The 15,163-nt window shown below is 50.6% G+C and carries 12 protein-coding genes; 7 read left to right on the plus strand and 5 right to left on the minus strand.

From position 1 onward, the window contains the following. Nucleotides 1-65: 65 nt before the first annotated feature. The gene (locus BMX22_RS08775; RefSeq protein WP_074742099.1) at nt 66-935 is read right to left on the minus strand and encodes an AraC family transcriptional regulator; all 870 of its coding nucleotides are present in this window, start codon (nt 933-935) and stop codon (nt 66-68) included. 598 nt (nt 936-1,533) lie between these two features. On the opposite strand from BMX22_RS08775, the gene BMX22_RS08780 reads away from it, so the two are divergent. From BMX22_RS08780 to BMX22_RS08795, 5 genes are read left to right on the plus strand one after another with little or no spacing between them, the layout of a single operon-like run. Beyond that, the gene (locus tag BMX22_RS08780; protein ID WP_413777959.1) at nt 1,534-2,805 is read left to right on the plus strand and encodes an MBOAT family O-acyltransferase; all 1,272 of its coding nucleotides are present in this window, start codon (nt 1,534-1,536) and stop codon (nt 2,803-2,805) included. 16 nt (nt 2,806-2,821) lie between these two features. Beyond that, nucleotides 2,822-3,712 carry a GDSL-type esterase/lipase family protein gene (locus BMX22_RS08785; RefSeq protein ID WP_074742101.1) on the plus strand — a complete coding sequence of 297 codons (891 nt, stop codon included), beginning with the start codon at nt 2,822-2,824 and terminating at the stop codon, nt 3,710-3,712. Nucleotides 3,713-3,759: 47 nt separating this feature from the next. Beyond that, a complete protein-coding gene (locus BMX22_RS08790; RefSeq protein ID WP_074742102.1) occupies nt 3,760-4,305 on the plus strand; it encodes a hypothetical protein in 546 nt (181 codons plus the stop codon). A gap of 2 nt (nt 4,306-4,307) precedes the next feature. Beyond that, entirely contained in the window at nt 4,308-4,484 is a 177-nt protein-coding gene (locus BMX22_RS16460) for a hypothetical protein (protein ID WP_177173001.1), read from the plus strand. Beyond that, nucleotides 4,471-5,676, plus strand: a complete 1,206-nt coding sequence (locus BMX22_RS08795) for a reverse transcriptase/maturase family protein (protein ID WP_074742103.1) — start codon at nt 4,471-4,473, stop codon at nt 5,674-5,676. Before BMX22_RS16460 ends, BMX22_RS08795 begins: the two co-directional genes overlap by 14 nt. Before the next feature lie 51 nt (nt 5,677-5,727). Here BMX22_RS08795 and BMX22_RS15870 read toward each other — a convergent pair whose 3' ends face one another. Further along, nucleotides 5,728-8,988 carry a leucine-rich repeat protein gene (locus BMX22_RS15870; RefSeq protein ID WP_081349149.1) on the minus strand — a complete coding sequence of 1,087 codons (3,261 nt, stop codon included), beginning with the start codon at nt 8,986-8,988 and terminating at the stop codon, nt 5,728-5,730. A gap of 324 nt (nt 8,989-9,312) precedes the next feature. On the opposite strand from BMX22_RS15870, the gene BMX22_RS08810 reads away from it, so the two are divergent. Together BMX22_RS08810 and BMX22_RS08815 are read left to right on the plus strand one after the other, a co-directional pair. After that, entirely contained in the window at nt 9,313-10,680 is a 1,368-nt protein-coding gene (locus BMX22_RS08810; RefSeq protein WP_081349150.1) for an MATE family efflux transporter, read from the plus strand. A 123-nt stretch (nt 10,681-10,803) separates the two neighbouring features. Then, nucleotides 10,804-12,660: an ABC transporter ATP-binding protein gene (locus BMX22_RS08815; protein WP_143055505.1), complete on the plus strand. Its 1,857-nt coding sequence runs from the start codon at nt 10,804-10,806 to the stop codon at nt 12,658-12,660. Nucleotides 12,661-12,743: 83 nt separating this feature from the next. On the opposite strand, the gene BMX22_RS08820 is transcribed toward BMX22_RS08815, so the two are convergent. The 3 genes from BMX22_RS08820 to BMX22_RS08830 are packed head-to-tail and all read right to left on the minus strand — an operon-like array spanning nt 12,744 to nt 15,158. Then, nucleotides 12,744-13,682 (minus strand): DUF4097 family beta strand repeat-containing protein, encoded by a 939-nt coding sequence (locus BMX22_RS08820; RefSeq protein WP_074742106.1) that lies wholly within the window; start codon nt 13,680-13,682, stop codon nt 12,744-12,746. Then, nucleotides 13,682-14,674 (minus strand): zf-HC2 domain-containing protein, encoded by a 993-nt coding sequence (locus tag BMX22_RS08825; protein ID WP_074742107.1) that lies wholly within the window; start codon nt 14,672-14,674, stop codon nt 13,682-13,684. Before BMX22_RS08825 ends, BMX22_RS08820 begins: the two co-directional genes overlap by 1 nt. Next, nucleotides 14,664-15,158, minus strand: coding sequence for an RNA polymerase sigma factor (locus tag BMX22_RS08830; protein ID WP_318259718.1), 495 nt, complete (start codon nt 15,156-15,158; stop codon nt 14,664-14,666). The genes BMX22_RS08825 and BMX22_RS08830 overlap by 11 nt, the downstream gene beginning before the upstream one ends. Nucleotides 15,159-15,163 lie beyond the last annotated feature (5 nt).

Below are 15,163 nucleotides of genomic sequence, written 5' to 3' on the forward strand. Positions count from 1 at the left end.
AGGACGGCATGACCGTCCTTTTCAGGCTCTTTACACAGAGCAGTTAAGATTTGTGCAAAGCTGTGTCAGCGCTCTTCGTTCTTGGAGTAGAGCTTCTTGAAGTCGGTCGGAGTACAGTGCTTTATCTCCTTGAAGATGCGGTTGAAGGTGGTCAGGCTCTTGAAGCCGGAACGCATCGCGACCTCGGTTATAGGGATGTCGGGGTCGAGGAGCAGATTCTCCGCCGAGCGCGTCCTGCGGGCGTTTATGTACTGCAAATACGACATGGAGTTGTACTGCTTGAAGATACGCGAGAAGTGGTACTTGCTGTATCCCGCGACATCGGCAAGCTGGTCGAGGGTGATATCGTACATATAATTGGCGTCGATGTACTTCATGACTGTGCTGAACTTCTCCGAATACTCGTCTATCTTGCCGTCGTCACACGACAGCGAGCTCTTGCTCTGCTCAAGGTGGTACTCGCGCACTGAGATGAGAAGCTGTATCAGCAAAGCGTATATCCTTACATCCGCAAGCTCTGACTTCGTGCCGTACATCGCGTAGATATCGAGCATTGTCTTCTTCGCGAGGACATGGAGCTCCTTGTCGAATTCGGGCGTTATCAGCAGTGGAGCCGTGAGGCTGCGCATTACGGGCTCAAGAGCGGAAACGTCCCCGAGGACGGAGTTGTCGCACTGGAAGATGAGCCTTCGCCCGGGGATAGCGGGCATACTGTGGAGCTCTCCCGGCGGCACGATGAGCACTTCGTTCTCCCTGATGGTAAAGTCGGTCCCGCCGACCTTTACCGCATAATAGTTCTTCAGCGGCATCAGTATCTCAACGGCGTTGTGCCAGTGGACGGGATATGCCTCATTATCGTCGTTATCATAAAGAAGTATCGACCGTTTGCTGTCGTATTCAACGGTCTCGTAGTCACCTGACAAATGCTTTATCATAGATTATACCTCACCGAAAATTGCGGTCGGAACACAGCGCAGGCGAAAATGAACGGAGCGGCTGAGCGACCTTGTGCGAGGCTCAGTGAGAGCCCCTAACTAACCGATTATCCATACATTATTATAATATTTTTTTGCAGAAATGTAAATACTGCGCCGTAAACTTTGGAAGTAATGTACAAATGTGAGCCGCAACTTTTGGTCATTACGTTCGTGTGAAAATGTGAACAAAAACTTTCCGCACTGCTTCTGCTCGTTATGCAATCTGTAGAAAATGCACTGTTTCAGAGCCGCATTTTTCTACAGAATATGACAAGTTGCTACATTTGCTTTTGCTTATTGACATTTACGAAAATACCGTGTAGAATAGTATATAGGGACAATTAAGTTCCTTATTTTGCGGCTGTTTAAAAAGAAAAATAAATTTACAAATGCCGCTTGTAGAACAAAAAACAGGTAATTAAAGGGTGGTAAAATGGTTTTCAGCAGTTTGGAGTTTATTTTTTTATTCCTTCCTGCATTTATGATTTTATACGGGCTTGTCCCAACAAAATATAAAAATGCAATACTTTTCGCGGGCAGTATCTTCTTCTACAGTATGGGCGTGCTAAAAAAGCCGATATACATCGTGCTCTTTCTGCTGACGATACTGTTCAATTTCATCATCGGTGAGTTTATCGATAACTTCCGACGGGCGGGAAAGCTGTGGCTGCTCATCGGTATCGCCTTCAACTTCTGGTGGCTCGCTTTTTTCAAGTATACGGGCTTTATATTCAACAATATCAACATTTTTCTCAGGAACGACCTCCCCGTGAGAGACATAATCCTGCCGATAGGTATCAGCTTCTACACCTTCCAGAACGTCTCGTACATCGTCGACGTTTACAGGCGCAAGGCTAAGGCGGAGACCAATATCATCAACTACGGTGCATATATCAGTATGTTCCCGCAGCTCATCGCGGGACCTATCGTCAAGTACGAGACGGTCGCGGCTCAGCTGCGGAACAGGACTCACAGCATCAAGCGCGTTGAGGACGGACTCAAAACTTTCACTATCGGACTCGGATACAAGGTGCTGCTCGCCAATCAGATAGGTGGCTTGTGGAAAAAAATAGGCGATATCGGCTATCAGAGCATTTCTACCAAGTTGGCGTGGCTCGGAATAATCGCCTTCACTTTCCAGATTTATTTCGATTTCTGCGGCTACTCCTATATGGCGATCGGTCTCGGGCGCATTATGGGCTTCGATATCCCGAAGAACTTCGACCACCCGTATATGTCCACCACTATGGGCGAATTCTGGCGCAGATGGCATATGACGCTCGGAAGCTGGTTCAAGGAGTATGTGTACATACCGCTCGGAGGAAACCGCGTTAAGACCTCGCTCGTTGTCCGCAACTTCTTCGTGGTGTGGCTCTTCACGGGCGTCTGGCACGGCGCGAGCTGGAACTTCGTTATCTGGGGAATGGTGCTGTTCGGTCTGATCATGCTCGAACGCTTCGTCATTGGCGATTTCCTCAATAAATACAAGATAGTCGGTCATCTGTATATGTTCCTCGTGATACCGCTGACGTGGCTGCTCTTTGCGATAACCGACTTCAGGCAGCTCGGTATATACTTCTCACGCTTGCTGCCGATCTTCCATGTGAAGACCTATGCGGTAAATGACAGAGATTACGCAAAATATCTCGGTATCTACTGGAAATATTTCCTCGCAGGCACCATATTCTCGACCAATATCCCTGAAAAGATCTACAAAAAGATAAAGGATTCCTATTTCATCGTGATATTGCTTATAATAGTGTTCTGGGCTTCCGTATACTGTATGTATCAGGGTATGGATGATCCGTTCCTGTATTACACTTTCTAAGGAGACTTCGGTTATTATGAATAAATTCAAACAGTGCGCTTATACGCTGCTTCTGTTGTTTACGTGCTTTATCGCCTCGCCGTTCATCTTCGTGAAGATATGGAAGACGAGCGATTTCGTACAGGATACCAAGGCGGTGTCAGCTCCGCCTGTGGTAAACAGGAACAAGGAGCAGACTACTACCCCCGAGGGCGAGCCTGTTACTCAGGCTGACGGCTCGACACCAGCAGCTACAGGTACGGGCACCGATTCGGCTGCTGCTCAGCCCGACGCAACGGAGACGACTACCGCTCCTGTCCAGCCTGACATCTTCGTCGAGAGTGACCTCTCTTACTTCGATGATGCGCTCTTCATAGGTGACTCTCGTACCGTCGGTATCAAGGAGTACGGTGACTTCGAGAACTCTGACTTCTTCTGTAACGAGGGGCTTGCGACCGACCAGATAAACAAGGTCACTATCAACGGAAAGACTTTCGACCAGCTGATAGATTCAAAGCAGTACGGTAAGGTCTATGTTATGCTCGGCATAAATGAGGTCGGCAACGACCATGAGTATGTGCTGACCTCCTACCGCGCTATAATCGAGAAGCTCAAGGTCCACCAGCCTGACGCTGTCATTTATGTGCAGGCTAACCTGCACGTCTCTTCATACGCTGAGAACGGCGTTATCACCAATGCCTCTATCGACGATCTGAACAGCGGTATCGCCTCTCTTGCCGATAACAAGAGAGTGTTCTACCTCGATATCAATGAGCTTTACGATGACGAGTATGGCTATTTCAACCAGAGCTACACCCACGACGGCGTTCACCCCATGGGTATGTATTATACTCAGTGGTGCGAGTGGCTCTGTACCAAGACCGTTCCCAAGGACGGCTTACAGACTACGACTGCTGCGGCAGAGTGACAGAGTACGGAAGGTCCTGTTGCGTGAGTGAAAAGGAGGTATCTGCCATGGGATTGTTTTCAAAGCTTTTTGGCGGCAACTCGGAGCTGAGCGAGCTCATTAACGATGTTGCGAACGTTATAAAGCAGGAATCGGTAAATCTTCACGAGAGTGAGGAGACTGAGACCGAGACTGCGTATGACGGGACGACTATGACCGACTTTGACACCGAGGTCTACGCCAGCGGCAGAGACTGCGGAGAGGATTACGGCTTCTCGTGGGGACCTGTGATGCCAGATGAGGAGAATCAGTACAACTACAACGGCACCTACAAGGAATATTTCAGCGACGTTTTCAGGAGTACCTATCCGATGTACAGCATTGAGGACTATGAAGCCCACAACGGCAGAACTACCGTATTCGTCTTCCGTGAGGGCGAGAGGAAGGCGCTCGTTGTCGAGCTGCTGTCGCGAAAGAGCTCCGCGTATAAGCTGCGCTCCGACTGCAAGGCGGAGGGGATACCGTATCTGCGCTTCTACTACGATTACGACGGCTGGTGGAACACAAAGGAGTACGTCAAGCAGCGTACCCGCATTGCCCTGATGGGCGGCTAAATATGATAAAAACAGAAAGAGAACGCTTTGCGCCTGCGGCGGATCAGGCACGGCTCTGCTATGGCTTCGCAGGCAGCCGAACCGTGTACGGTCTTGTACTTCCAGGAATTTTCCTGGATTTAACGATTTCTCTTTCTGTTTTTTTCTGCCTTCAAGGAGTTGGATATGACTATACTTGACAGGCTCACTCAGCGTGAGCAGTGGGAGAGCTTTTACAGATACAAGTGCTCGCTGACGGGCAGCTCCGCCTTTTGCAGGGAGCTCCGCCGCTTCATCGACGAGGGGGGCTACCTGCCCGTATGCGAGAGAATAAGGCGCGGGGAGCCCTTCCCGCTGCCGAGAAAGTCCTTCATCAGCAAGCTCGATACGCAAAAGAAACGTGTCGTTTACACCTATCCCGAGGCAGAAAATACGGTGCTGAAGCTGCTGACATATCTGCTTCTCAGGAAGTACGACGGGCTTTTCGGCAGCGGACTGTACTCCTTCCGCCCGAACAGGACGGCAAAGGACGCGATAAGGCGGCTGACGGGCACTCGGAATATAGACGGTTTGTACTCGTATAAGGCTGATATAAGCAACTATTTCAACTCTGTACCGACGGCGAAGTTACTGCCTGTGCTGGAGGAGGTCACCGCAGGGGACGGGGAGCTTTACGACTTCCTGAGCAGACTGCTCTCGGAGCCGCGCGTCATCGACGGCAGGGACGTTGTGACCGAGGATAAGGGCATCATGGCGGGAACCCCGCTTTCTGCATTCTACGCGAACATCTACCTCATGGAGCTCGACCGCTTTTTTGAACGGCAGGGGATACCCTATGGGCGCTACTCCGATGATATCATCCTGTTTGCGGACTCTATGGAGGAGTGTAAGCGGTATGCCGAGATACTTCGCGGTCTCATCGCAGAACGCGGTCTCACGATAAATCCGTCAAAGGAGTGCTTCAGCGCACCGCATGAAGGCTGGACTTTCCTCGGCTTCTCTTACAGGGACGGCACAGTCGACATTGCACCTGCTTCGGTGAAGAAGCTGAAAGGCAAGATGAGGCGCAAGGCGAGGGCGTTGGTGCGCTGGAGGAAGCGTAATGAGATCGACGGTGAAAAGGCTGCCCTGGCGTTTATCCGCATATTCAACAGGAAGCTGTTCGAGTGCTCCGAGGGCAGCGAGCTGACGTGGAGCAGGTGGTTTTTCTCGGCGATAACGACGGACGTGAGCCTCCGCGGGATAGACCGCTACGCGCAGGACTGCGTGCGCTTCATCATCAGCGGCAGCCGCACGAAATCACGTTATAACGTGAGATACGAGGAGATACGCCGTCTCGGACTGCGCAGCCTCGTACATGAGTATTATAAGTTCGGGGAGGATAATACCTGAAAAAAGCCCGCATACGGCGTTGTTCCGTATGCGGGCTATATTCATTCGTTTTTACTTTTTCTGTTTTTCAATGTATACGTCGAATTTTTCATCGCCGCCTGTTGAGAGGTATGAATAGTACGCGAGCACTATCGATGCATCCTTGGCGTCTATCTTGTTGTCTTCGTTGACGTCGGCAGCGTATTTTTCATTTTCGGTGAGTAATCCACTGCCGCCTGTAGAGAGCTTTGAATACTGCACAAGCACGAACGATGCATCGTTTGCATCGACCTTGCCGTCGTGGTTCGGGTCGCCGAGGTCAACGGGTAACTCGCCGTGTCTGAGGTTCAGAGCCTTGCCCTCAGAAACGTAGAATATAAGGTCTGTGCCGTCATGTGCGAGGTCAAAAGTGCTGCCGTCGGACTGGGTGATAGTAAGCTTTTTGCCGTCTGCCGAGGGTGCCCATGTGAAGTCGAACGACTTGTTCTCCAATACTGCTCTTCCTGTTTTGTTGGGTGAGATAACGAACTGGTAGATCTCATCTGACGTAACATCTCGCGGGATGCCCTTTACCACTGCTCCGTATACCAGCCAGTTTCCACAGAAATCGGACATATCAGGCCCATCGGGGGTTGCAGATGTGGTCACAGCGGGCTCTGTGGTGGAAGCCGAAGCTGTGGTGGTCTGTGTTGCTGTGGTCGTTGCCGATCCTGTAGTCGAAGCAGCAGACTGTGTTGTCGAGGGCTGTGTTGCTGTAGTTGTAGTCTGTTCGGCAGATGTAGTTGTGGACTCGGTTGCAGTAGTGGTGGTGGTAGTTGTAGTAGTAGTAGTAGTAGTAGTAGTTGTTGTTGTTGTTGTTGTTGTTGCGGTCTCCTGCGCCTTGTCGTAGTCGTCAAGGAGCTCAAACTTGAGGTTGTTCTCCTTGGCGTAGGTCTCGGCTGTAGAGTCCTTATATCCGACGATGATAGTATCACTTACATTGTTGATATTGCACTCGGGATTCCTGAATATTATCCTCTCGGTTTTTGCCTTGCAGCCGCCGTTGCTGTATACTTTGTATTCGCCTGTGGGTTCATAATTCCATGTCTCACTGTTGTACTTGTATTCGGGGCAGAGGCGACCTGTATAGCATTCCATGGTCTCGGGGAGGTCGAGTACCTTGAGTTCGCAGCCTGCGAGCTCGCCCCAGTCCATATCCTTGACCTTGCTCGGTACCTTTATCTCTTCAAGGGAGGTGCAGCTGGAGAATGCTCCGCCCCAGTCATAGCAGCCGAATATGTTCTCGACCGTTTCCGGTATCTCTACGTGCTTGATGAAGCTGTTGCCCTCGAATGCGCTTACCGCGATGATCTCGGTGCCGTCGGGGACTGTGTAGGAGCTGTCGGTCTTGGACTGCGGATAGTATTTCAGCGTCTTCATATCCTTGCTGAATATAACGCCGTCAAGTGATGCGTAGTTCTTGTTTGCGGGGTCGATGTTGACCGCGGCTATCTGCTCGTGGTCAAGGACGAATGCGCCTATCTCTTCAAGCGAGGCGGGAATATTGATAGCGCCGATGTTGCCTTCTGCGATGCCCCACCACGGGATACAGGAAGTACCCTCCTTGATTGTGAGGTCGAGAGGAGTATCGCTGTCAGAGCCTTTTAAAACGACAGCCTTGTCACCGAAATAGACAACGCCTTCGGTAAGGTTTTTGTACCACGGTGTTGAGGATACCCACTCCTTATTAAAGTAATCAAGCTTGCCGTTTATTTCAAGTTCTGTAAGCGAATCACAGCCAATGAAGCCCTCGAACTGCCAGTCAAAGTCTGTGTTCTTGCCGAGCTTTACTGATGTGACCTTTTTGCAGTTCTCGAATGCAAGTCCGCAAATGGTGAGCTTGATATCGTCGTCGGTCGTGAACTCGCCCTCATAGCCCTCGGGGAGAGCGATGAGGTCACGGTGTTCAAGGTCATCATACCATGTGTAGCGTCTGCAAAGAGCGCCGTTTACCGAGAAGTAATAGGGGTTGTCCTTGTCGACGTTGAAAGCGGTCAGCGAAGGCATATCCGAGCAGAATAAATTGTCCATATATGTAAGGCTTGCGGGGATATTGATAACAGTGATGTCGGGGTTGCCTCTGAATACCGCGCTCATCGAGCTGATACCGTCGGGGATAGTTACCTCGCCTGTAAGGTGCTTGAGCACCTTTATTGCCTTGCTCTTCGGAACGTATTTCCCCTGCTCGCTGTCATAGCGGTAATCGCCATTTTTAGCAATGAGGAAATCACCGCTGACCTCAAAGTTCTCACTGCCTTCCTTTGCCTTGATATCGCAGGTATCAGGGATGTTGATAGTCTCAAAGACCGACAGGTACTTCGGAAGCGTTATGGATGTCACCTTGTCCTTCCACGCAGAGCCGTGGATATCAAGTGTTGTGACCTTTGTGCCGTCTATCTCGTCGGGGATAACGACGTCGCCCTTGACGGTGTTATCAAAGCCGAATACTGTGGCATACGTGACCTCAGTGCTTATCCTGTTCCCGTTTTCGTCGTACTTGTAGTTTCCGTTTTCATCGTATTCGTACTGAGTGGATGTATAAGTATAATACTTGAAGCCGTTATAGGTCTTGAACTCTTTATGTTTTTCGGAGAAGAGGATATCAACTCTTCTTGAAATGTTAATATACGAGAAATCGTCTGGAACAGTAAGCGAGCTGAGTCTGCTTAGGTCAGCGCCCCAGCCTATACCATCAACGGGCGCGCCGTCTATCTCTGCGGGAAAAACGAAGTCCTTCGGAGCGTCGCTGTTGACGTGTACTATCCTCAGCGTTGTCTGTTCCACGTATTCGTAGGTGCCGTCGTCCTTCTCATTGCGGACGTTGCTGATGTTTTTTGAATACACTACTCCGTCTTTGAGAATGAATTGTTCATTGCCTTCGGGAATGATGATATCGACATTTGCGGGAATGTAGTCGATACCGCTCCGAAATGCCTTTGTGACCGTTATTGACCTTACATTGCTCAGGTCTGCATTACGGAATTCCCATTCCAGTTTTTTGACGGGCAGACCGTCTATCTCGTCGGGCAGTACGATATCGCCCGCAGCCTCGCCCTCGAAGCCTGTTATCGAGGCGCAGTAGACTGTCACGTTTGATGTCGTGCCGTCATCGTTCTCAACAGTTTTCGAGCCGTCATTTGACTTCCAGTAGGTGAATGACGTGGGCTGGACTGTGACAACAGTCTCTTCTGCCGCAAATACCATAGATACGCACTTCTGCACTATGGTTGACGGCGTGAACGCGCCGACTGCTGCCATTGCGGTGGTGACAGCAAGAATTTTCCTCCAATTCATGAATTGACCTCCTTACAAACTTGACATTGTTATTTCAAAATAACAATATAAATATTATATCACGCTATATCAAAAATTGCAAGGGGATATGGTGAAATAGTGAAAAATAATTCAAATCAACGCGGTTTACATACAAATTTAACGAAAAATCAGTCGGAAATTGCGGGCTTTAGCGCAGCAAAGTGACAAATGTAACATAAATTGTGATTTTTGTAATCTTTACAAACCTTTTAAAATGATGGTAAAATTATATATATTTTTTGTTTTCGACTCGGCACTCGGTCGGGTCTCTTTTAGGATATGTTGGGGGTCAATACACAAAAAATGGACAACAGAACAATAAAAAGCGATTTTTTCAGGTATATTTTCGCTAATATCATCAGTTCGATAGGTGTTTCGGTGTATATTCTTATCGACACCTTTTTCATCTCGAAGGGCCTGGGGGCGGACGGTCTTGCCGCGCTCAACCTTTCACTTCCCGTTTTCAGCTTTCTTAACGGATTCGGACTTATGCTCGGTATGGGCGGCGGAAGCATTTTCTCCATGCTCTATTGCAGGACCGAGCGCAGAGAGACCGACAGGGTGTTCACTAACGCTTTCTTTTGCCTTGTGCTGATTGCCGTGCTCTTTGAGGCGGCGGGGCTCTTCCTCTCGGGGCAGATAACTCATCTTCTCGGAGCCGATGACAGCGTTTTCGCTCTCTCGCATGACTACCTGAAGACGATACTGCTCTTCTCACCCGCGTTCCTGCTCAACAATCTGCTGGTATGTTTCCTGCGCAACGACTGCGCTCCGAAGCTCGCAATGCTCGGCATACTGAGCGGCAGCCTTGCGAACGTGGTGCTCGACTACGTTTTCATATTCACTCTGGGTATGGGAATGAGAGGGGCGGCGCTCGCGACAAGCATTGCCCCCTTCGTGAGCATGGCGATAATGAGCCTGCACTTCCTCACGGGCTGGAATGCGTTCAGCCTGCGTCTGATGCGTCCGTCATGGAGCATCATCAGGGAGATAGTCTCGCTCGGACTTCATGCTTTCTTCACCGAGGTCTCGGGTGGACTGGTCATACTCGTTTTCAACTTCGTTATCTACCGTCTTATGGGCAATACTGGTATTGCTGCATACGGCGTAATAGCCAATATCGCCATTGTGTTCACGGCAGTGTTCATCGGTCTTGCGAGCGGTGTTCAGCCGCTGATGTGCCGCTATCACGGACGCAGTGCGGATTCCGCGATAAAGTATCTGCTGCGTCTGTCAGTTGTGACCGCTGTCATTCTTGCTGTATTGTCTTATATTATAGTATTCGTTCACACATCGCTGATAGTGAGCGTGTTCAACGGCTCCGACGACGGAATGATGCGTGAGATAGCCGAGAACGGACTCAGAAGCTACTTCCTCTATATGCCGTTCATGGGTGTCAACGCGATAATGTCGGTGTTCTTCTCTGCGAACGAAAAGCCTCATATCGCGCAGATGATATCGCTGCTGAGAGGTACGTTCCTTGTCATACCTGCTGTATTCCTTGCATATGTCCTCCACAGTATCGGGCTGGTCTGGCTGGCTGTTCCTATATCCGAGCTCATCACCACTGTGACCGCACTCTGTATCTACTTCGTCAGACAGAGAAGAAGCCAGGAGGTATATACGGCTATGACTCTGTCGCAGAACAAAAAGATAATCGCCAGGAATTGACCTCCTTTCCTGTATCTATGAAGAAAGACGCACGCTCAGCGTGCGTCTTTCTTCTTTTAATTGACAATTCTGCGTATTTGGTTTATAATTTGATTGTTATAAAAACGTACAGGAGGAATGTCTATGCCGCCGCCGAATGGCAGGTTCGGTCCTGGTTACCTGACCGATGAGGAAAAAAAGAACAAGCCGAAAGTGACAAAAAAACTCATAAAGCGTATATTCTCATATCTGCTTCCCTACAAGCTGCAAATGCTCTTCGTCCTTGCAGCGATACTCTGTTCGGCTGTCCTTACTCTTCTGCCGTCGGTACTGACAGGAAGGATAATCGACGATGGTCTGATCGCAAAGAATATGCGTGCTCTGGTGCTGTATATACTGCTGTCGTTCGGAGTCACTCTCCTTGCGAACCTGATCGGTATACTCGAGAGCTACCTCAATACGTGGATAGCTCAGCACATCACGTTCGATATGCGGAATTCCATGTATGCTCACCTGCAAAAGATGTCCATGCGCTTCTTTACAAGCAACAATCAGGGCGATATAATTACCCGTATGACAAGCGATATCTCAGGCGTTCAGCAGATAATCACAAGCACCCTGACAAGCATAATCTCCAACACTATCACACTGACCGTCGCACTGATACTGATGTTCAGCGAGAACTGGAAGCTCGCTCTCGTAGGCATAGCTGTAGTACCGCTGTTCGTTATACCGACGCGCAGCGCGGGCAAGCGCCGCTGGTCGATAACAAAGGACTCACAGGCTTGCAGCGATGAGATAAACGGCATACTCAACGAGACCCTTTCCGTCAGCGGGCAGCTCCTCGTGAAGCAGTTCGGAATGGAGGAGAAGGAGTATGAACATTATGAGTCCGTCAACCGCAAAATGATAGGCCTCAACATCAAGGAGAGCATGGCGGGCAGGTGGTTCCGCATGGCGCTCGGAACGTTCACGAACATCGGTCCTATGCTGATATACCTCGTCGGCGGTATCATAATGATGCGCTTTGACAAGACGATAACCGTAGGACAGATAAGCGTTCTCGTGGCACTGCTCGGCAAGATGTATATGCCAGTGAATCAGCTCCTGAACATACAGGTGGACTGGATACGCTCTATGGCGATGTTTACCCGTATTTTCGACTACTACGACATGAAGCCCGAAATAGAGAATGCTCCCGACGCTGTTCGTCCGAGTTCCGCTGAGGGAGAGGTCGAGTTCCGCAATGTGCGCTTCTATTATGAGCCCGAGCGCGAGATACTCCACGATATAAGCTTCACTCTCGGCAAGGGCAAGTGCATTGCTATCGTAGGACCGTCAGGCTCGGGCAAGAGCACGCTCATAAACCTTATCCCGCGATTTTATGATGTCATCGGCGGCAGCGTGCTGTTCGACGGCAAAGATGTCCGCAGCCTTGACCTCGGTTTTCTCCGCGAGAATATCGGTATCGTCAGTCAGGAGACCTACCTGTTCAACGGTACGATACGCGAGAACCTTCTCTATGCCAAGCCCGACGCGACTGAGGCGGAGCTCATCGAGGCGTGCAAGCGGGCGAACATTTACGACTTCATCGAGAAACAGGAGACGTGGCTCGATACGGTCGTCGGCAACCGCGGTCTGAAGCTCTCGGGCGGCGAGAAGCAGCGCATCTCTATTGCGCGTATTCTGCTGAAAGACCCTGCACTAATGATATTCGATGAGGCGACCTCGGCGCTCGATTCCATATCCGAGCAGAAGATACAGGACGCGATAGAGCCGCTCATTGCCTCGCGAACGAGCATACTCATCGCGCATCGCCTCTCTACTATTCTCGCTGCGGACGAGATACTCGTCATCAAGGACGGCGAGATCGCCGAGCGCGGTACTCATCAGGAGCTCGTCGGAGCGGGCGGTGTGTATACTCAGCTCTACGAGACACAGTTCAGCAAGGCGACCGAGCATATTCAGCCCGAATTCAGCTACTCCGAGGGAGAAAACTGAGATGTTTCCGATGTCCCGACTAAAGGCAGCACCAATCAAATAACAAAAGCCTGTGTCCGTTTTTAGCGAACACAGGCTTTTTCTTATTCTTCGGTCTTTATCGTTACATCGCCCGACGCGGTGTCTATCGACACCTTGTTCGTCCCCGAGCCGCAAACGTAGGTATCGTCCTTCTTGGTAAAGGGGATATCTGAATCAAAGCTGCCTGACGCTGTGTCTATGTCAGCTGTGAAGTCCGCGTCCTTCGGCAGCCACAGCGTTATATCGCCCGATGAAGCGTCCATTATCGTCTCGGAGGGCATAGCTCCGAGGCGGAGCTTGACATCGCCGCTCGACGAATCTGTGCTTATCTTTTCGGCACTCTTTACGTCGAGCTCTGCCTTGCCTGAGGAGCAGTTGGTGCTGACCTCACCGACTTTCTCTGCTTCGAGGTTTATGTTTCCCGATGAGGTGTCAATGGTTATCTTGTCGGATTCTCCTGTCTGCGTGAAGTAAATATTGCCCGACGAGGAGTCAATATCGAAAATGTCGGCGGAGCAGCTGTCGAGCTGTGCTGCTCCCGAGGAGGTGTCAATGCTGAAATTCTCGGCATAGATACCGTCGAAGTGCGAACCTGCCGACGAGCCGTCGTAGCGCAGATCTTTCAGCTCGGTATTCTTCGGAAGCTTGACTTCGAGCTTTTTCTCGGCGTTATCAAGACTGAAGTTTGTGCCCGACTTGCAGTAGCGGATATGGAGGGTGCTGCCGTCGAGCCATGTGTGTACCTGCTGAGCCTCCTTCAGCTCGACATTGCAGGTCTCGGTGACAGTGACGGTGTCTTTGTCGTGGTAGGAAACGTCCACATTGCCCGCGCTCCAGTCGATGTCGAGGGCGGTTATTGCGGTCGTGGTCTCAAAGTCTCCCGCTGAGTAGCTGTCTGCGTGGTCGTATACACTGGCGTTGTAGCTGAGTACGCAGCTCGTGAGCGGGAATATCATTGAAGCGGCTGTGAGTGCAGTCATTATTTTAGCAGATGTTTTCATTATTCTTTCTCCTTTTTATCCTTATTGGCAAGCTTTATGGCTCCTGATACCGCAAATATCACGGAAATGACAGTTCCGAGCACGAGCACGCTCCAGCATATCACGCTGTTGAGGCTGTCGGTCGTCGTGAGGGAGGAGTCAAATGCGGGGAAGTATAATCCGTCGCCGAGTATGAGGTAGACGATGGTGTCGTTGAAAAAGTATATCAGCGAGCCCGCGAGTATGCATGAGGCAGCTTTTAGCAGTCCGTTCCACTTGGGATAGCGTATCAGCGCGAATATAGCCCACATGAACATCAGGAACGGCAGCGAGAATGCCGCAGCATAGCGGAAGAAGCTGAGTGAGCCTTCCTTTATCCCTATGCACAGCATCATCAGCGCGTAGGTCAGAGTGATAGTACCTACAGCCGTCAGCCCTTTGTTGTTCCCGATGAGTTTCGCGACGGGCTTGCAGAAGACGATGAACGGCATGAACGGTATCGAAAGCCCGAAAAGTGTTGCCGACGCCGCGATGAAGAACCAGCCTCCGTGTGAGTATATGCAGCACACCGCATAGAGCAGGAGCAGGCTCGCGGTGAAGGAGCCGACTGTCCACAGGAAGCGGTTGTCGGGCATCATCAGCGGCACTACGATGAGCGACGCGGGTATCAGCATTGCCGCAAGCACGATGAAGAACCATGTAAGTCCCGCGCCCGTTGCAATGTTGACGATGAGGCAGACAAGTATCGGGAGAGCAAATATTGCTCCGATTATGCAGCCTGCAATGGCTGTGCGGCGCTTGAAGAATCTCGCCTGCTTGGAGATGACCTCGGTGCGCTCCTTCGCGATTGCCTTGTCAATGGTCGTGTCGCATTTCCGCATATCCGCAAGCAGTCCCGAGCAAGCCTGACACTCGCTCAGGTGCTGCTCGACGGCTTCTTCGCTCGACTTGCTGCACGCCTTGTCGATATACAGCGGCAGCAGGTCGGCTATCATATCACAGTTATATTTCATTCTTATCCATCCTTTCCTTGAGCTTCAGTCTGGCGCGGTGATAAGTTACGCGTGCCCATGTTTCGGTCTTGCGGAATATCGCTCCTATCTGGGTGAACGACAGCTCGCCGAACACGCGCAGCTCAAAGACTTCCTTGTACGGATCTTCCATGTCGTGCAGAAGCATATGGATCCTGAATGACGTCTCGGAGTCGGTAATGCTCTGCTCAATATCGGTGTTGATGTCTGCGAGAGGCTCGTCAGGCTCTTCCTGATAGCGTGAATTGCGCCGCGTTTCGTCGATAAAGACGTTCTTTGCGATAGCGCACAGCCATGAGAGACACTCGGATTCGCCGCGGAAGGTCTGCTTGGTGGTCATTGCCTTGAAGAAGGTCTCCTGAGTTATCTCCTGAGCTTTGTGGCTGTCCTTTGCGAGGGTCATCACGTAGGAATACACCTGCATATAGCAGGTCTCGTACAGCTTTTCGGCAGTCTTTTTGTCCAATCATC

This window comes from Ruminococcus sp. YRD2003, assembly GCA_900109435.1.
GTDB classification, from domain to species: domain Bacteria; phylum Bacillota; class Clostridia; order Oscillospirales; family Ruminococcaceae; genus Ruminococcus; species Ruminococcus flavefaciens_G.

What these genes read in the sequence shown, in the direction of transcription:
- BMX22_RS08785 (WP_074742101.1), top strand. Translation starts at nt 2,822, where the DNA reads ATGAATAAATTCAAACAGTGCGCTTATACGCTGCTTCTGTTGTTTACG.
- BMX22_RS15870 (WP_081349149.1), bottom strand. Translation starts at nt 8,988, where the DNA reads ATGAATTGGAGGAAAATTCTTGCTGTCACCACCGCAATGGCAGCAGTC.
- BMX22_RS08815 (WP_143055505.1), top strand. Translation starts at nt 10,804, where the DNA reads ATGCCGCCGCCGAATGGCAGGTTCGGTCCTGGTTACCTGACCGATGAG.
- BMX22_RS08795 (WP_074742103.1), top strand. Translation starts at nt 4,471, where the DNA reads ATGACTATACTTGACAGGCTCACTCAGCGTGAGCAGTGGGAGAGCTTT.
- BMX22_RS08820 (WP_074742106.1), bottom strand. Translation starts at nt 13,682, where the DNA reads ATGAAAACATCTGCTAAAATAATGACTGCACTCACAGCCGCTTCAATG.
- BMX22_RS16460 (WP_177173001.1), top strand. Translation starts at nt 4,308, where the DNA reads ATGATAAAAACAGAAAGAGAACGCTTTGCGCCTGCGGCGGATCAGGCA.
- BMX22_RS08780 (WP_413777959.1), top strand. Translation starts at nt 1,534, where the DNA reads ATGGGCGTGCTAAAAAAGCCGATATACATCGTGCTCTTTCTGCTGACG.
- BMX22_RS08775 (WP_074742099.1), bottom strand. Translation starts at nt 935, where the DNA reads ATGATAAAGCATTTGTCAGGTGACTACGAGACCGTTGAATACGACAGC.
- BMX22_RS08825 (WP_074742107.1), bottom strand. Translation starts at nt 14,674, where the DNA reads ATGAAATATAACTGTGATATGATAGCCGACCTGCTGCCGCTGTATATC.
- BMX22_RS08790 (WP_074742102.1), top strand. Translation starts at nt 3,760, where the DNA reads ATGGGATTGTTTTCAAAGCTTTTTGGCGGCAACTCGGAGCTGAGCGAG.
- BMX22_RS08810 (WP_081349150.1), top strand. Translation starts at nt 9,313, where the DNA reads ATGGACAACAGAACAATAAAAAGCGATTTTTTCAGGTATATTTTCGCT.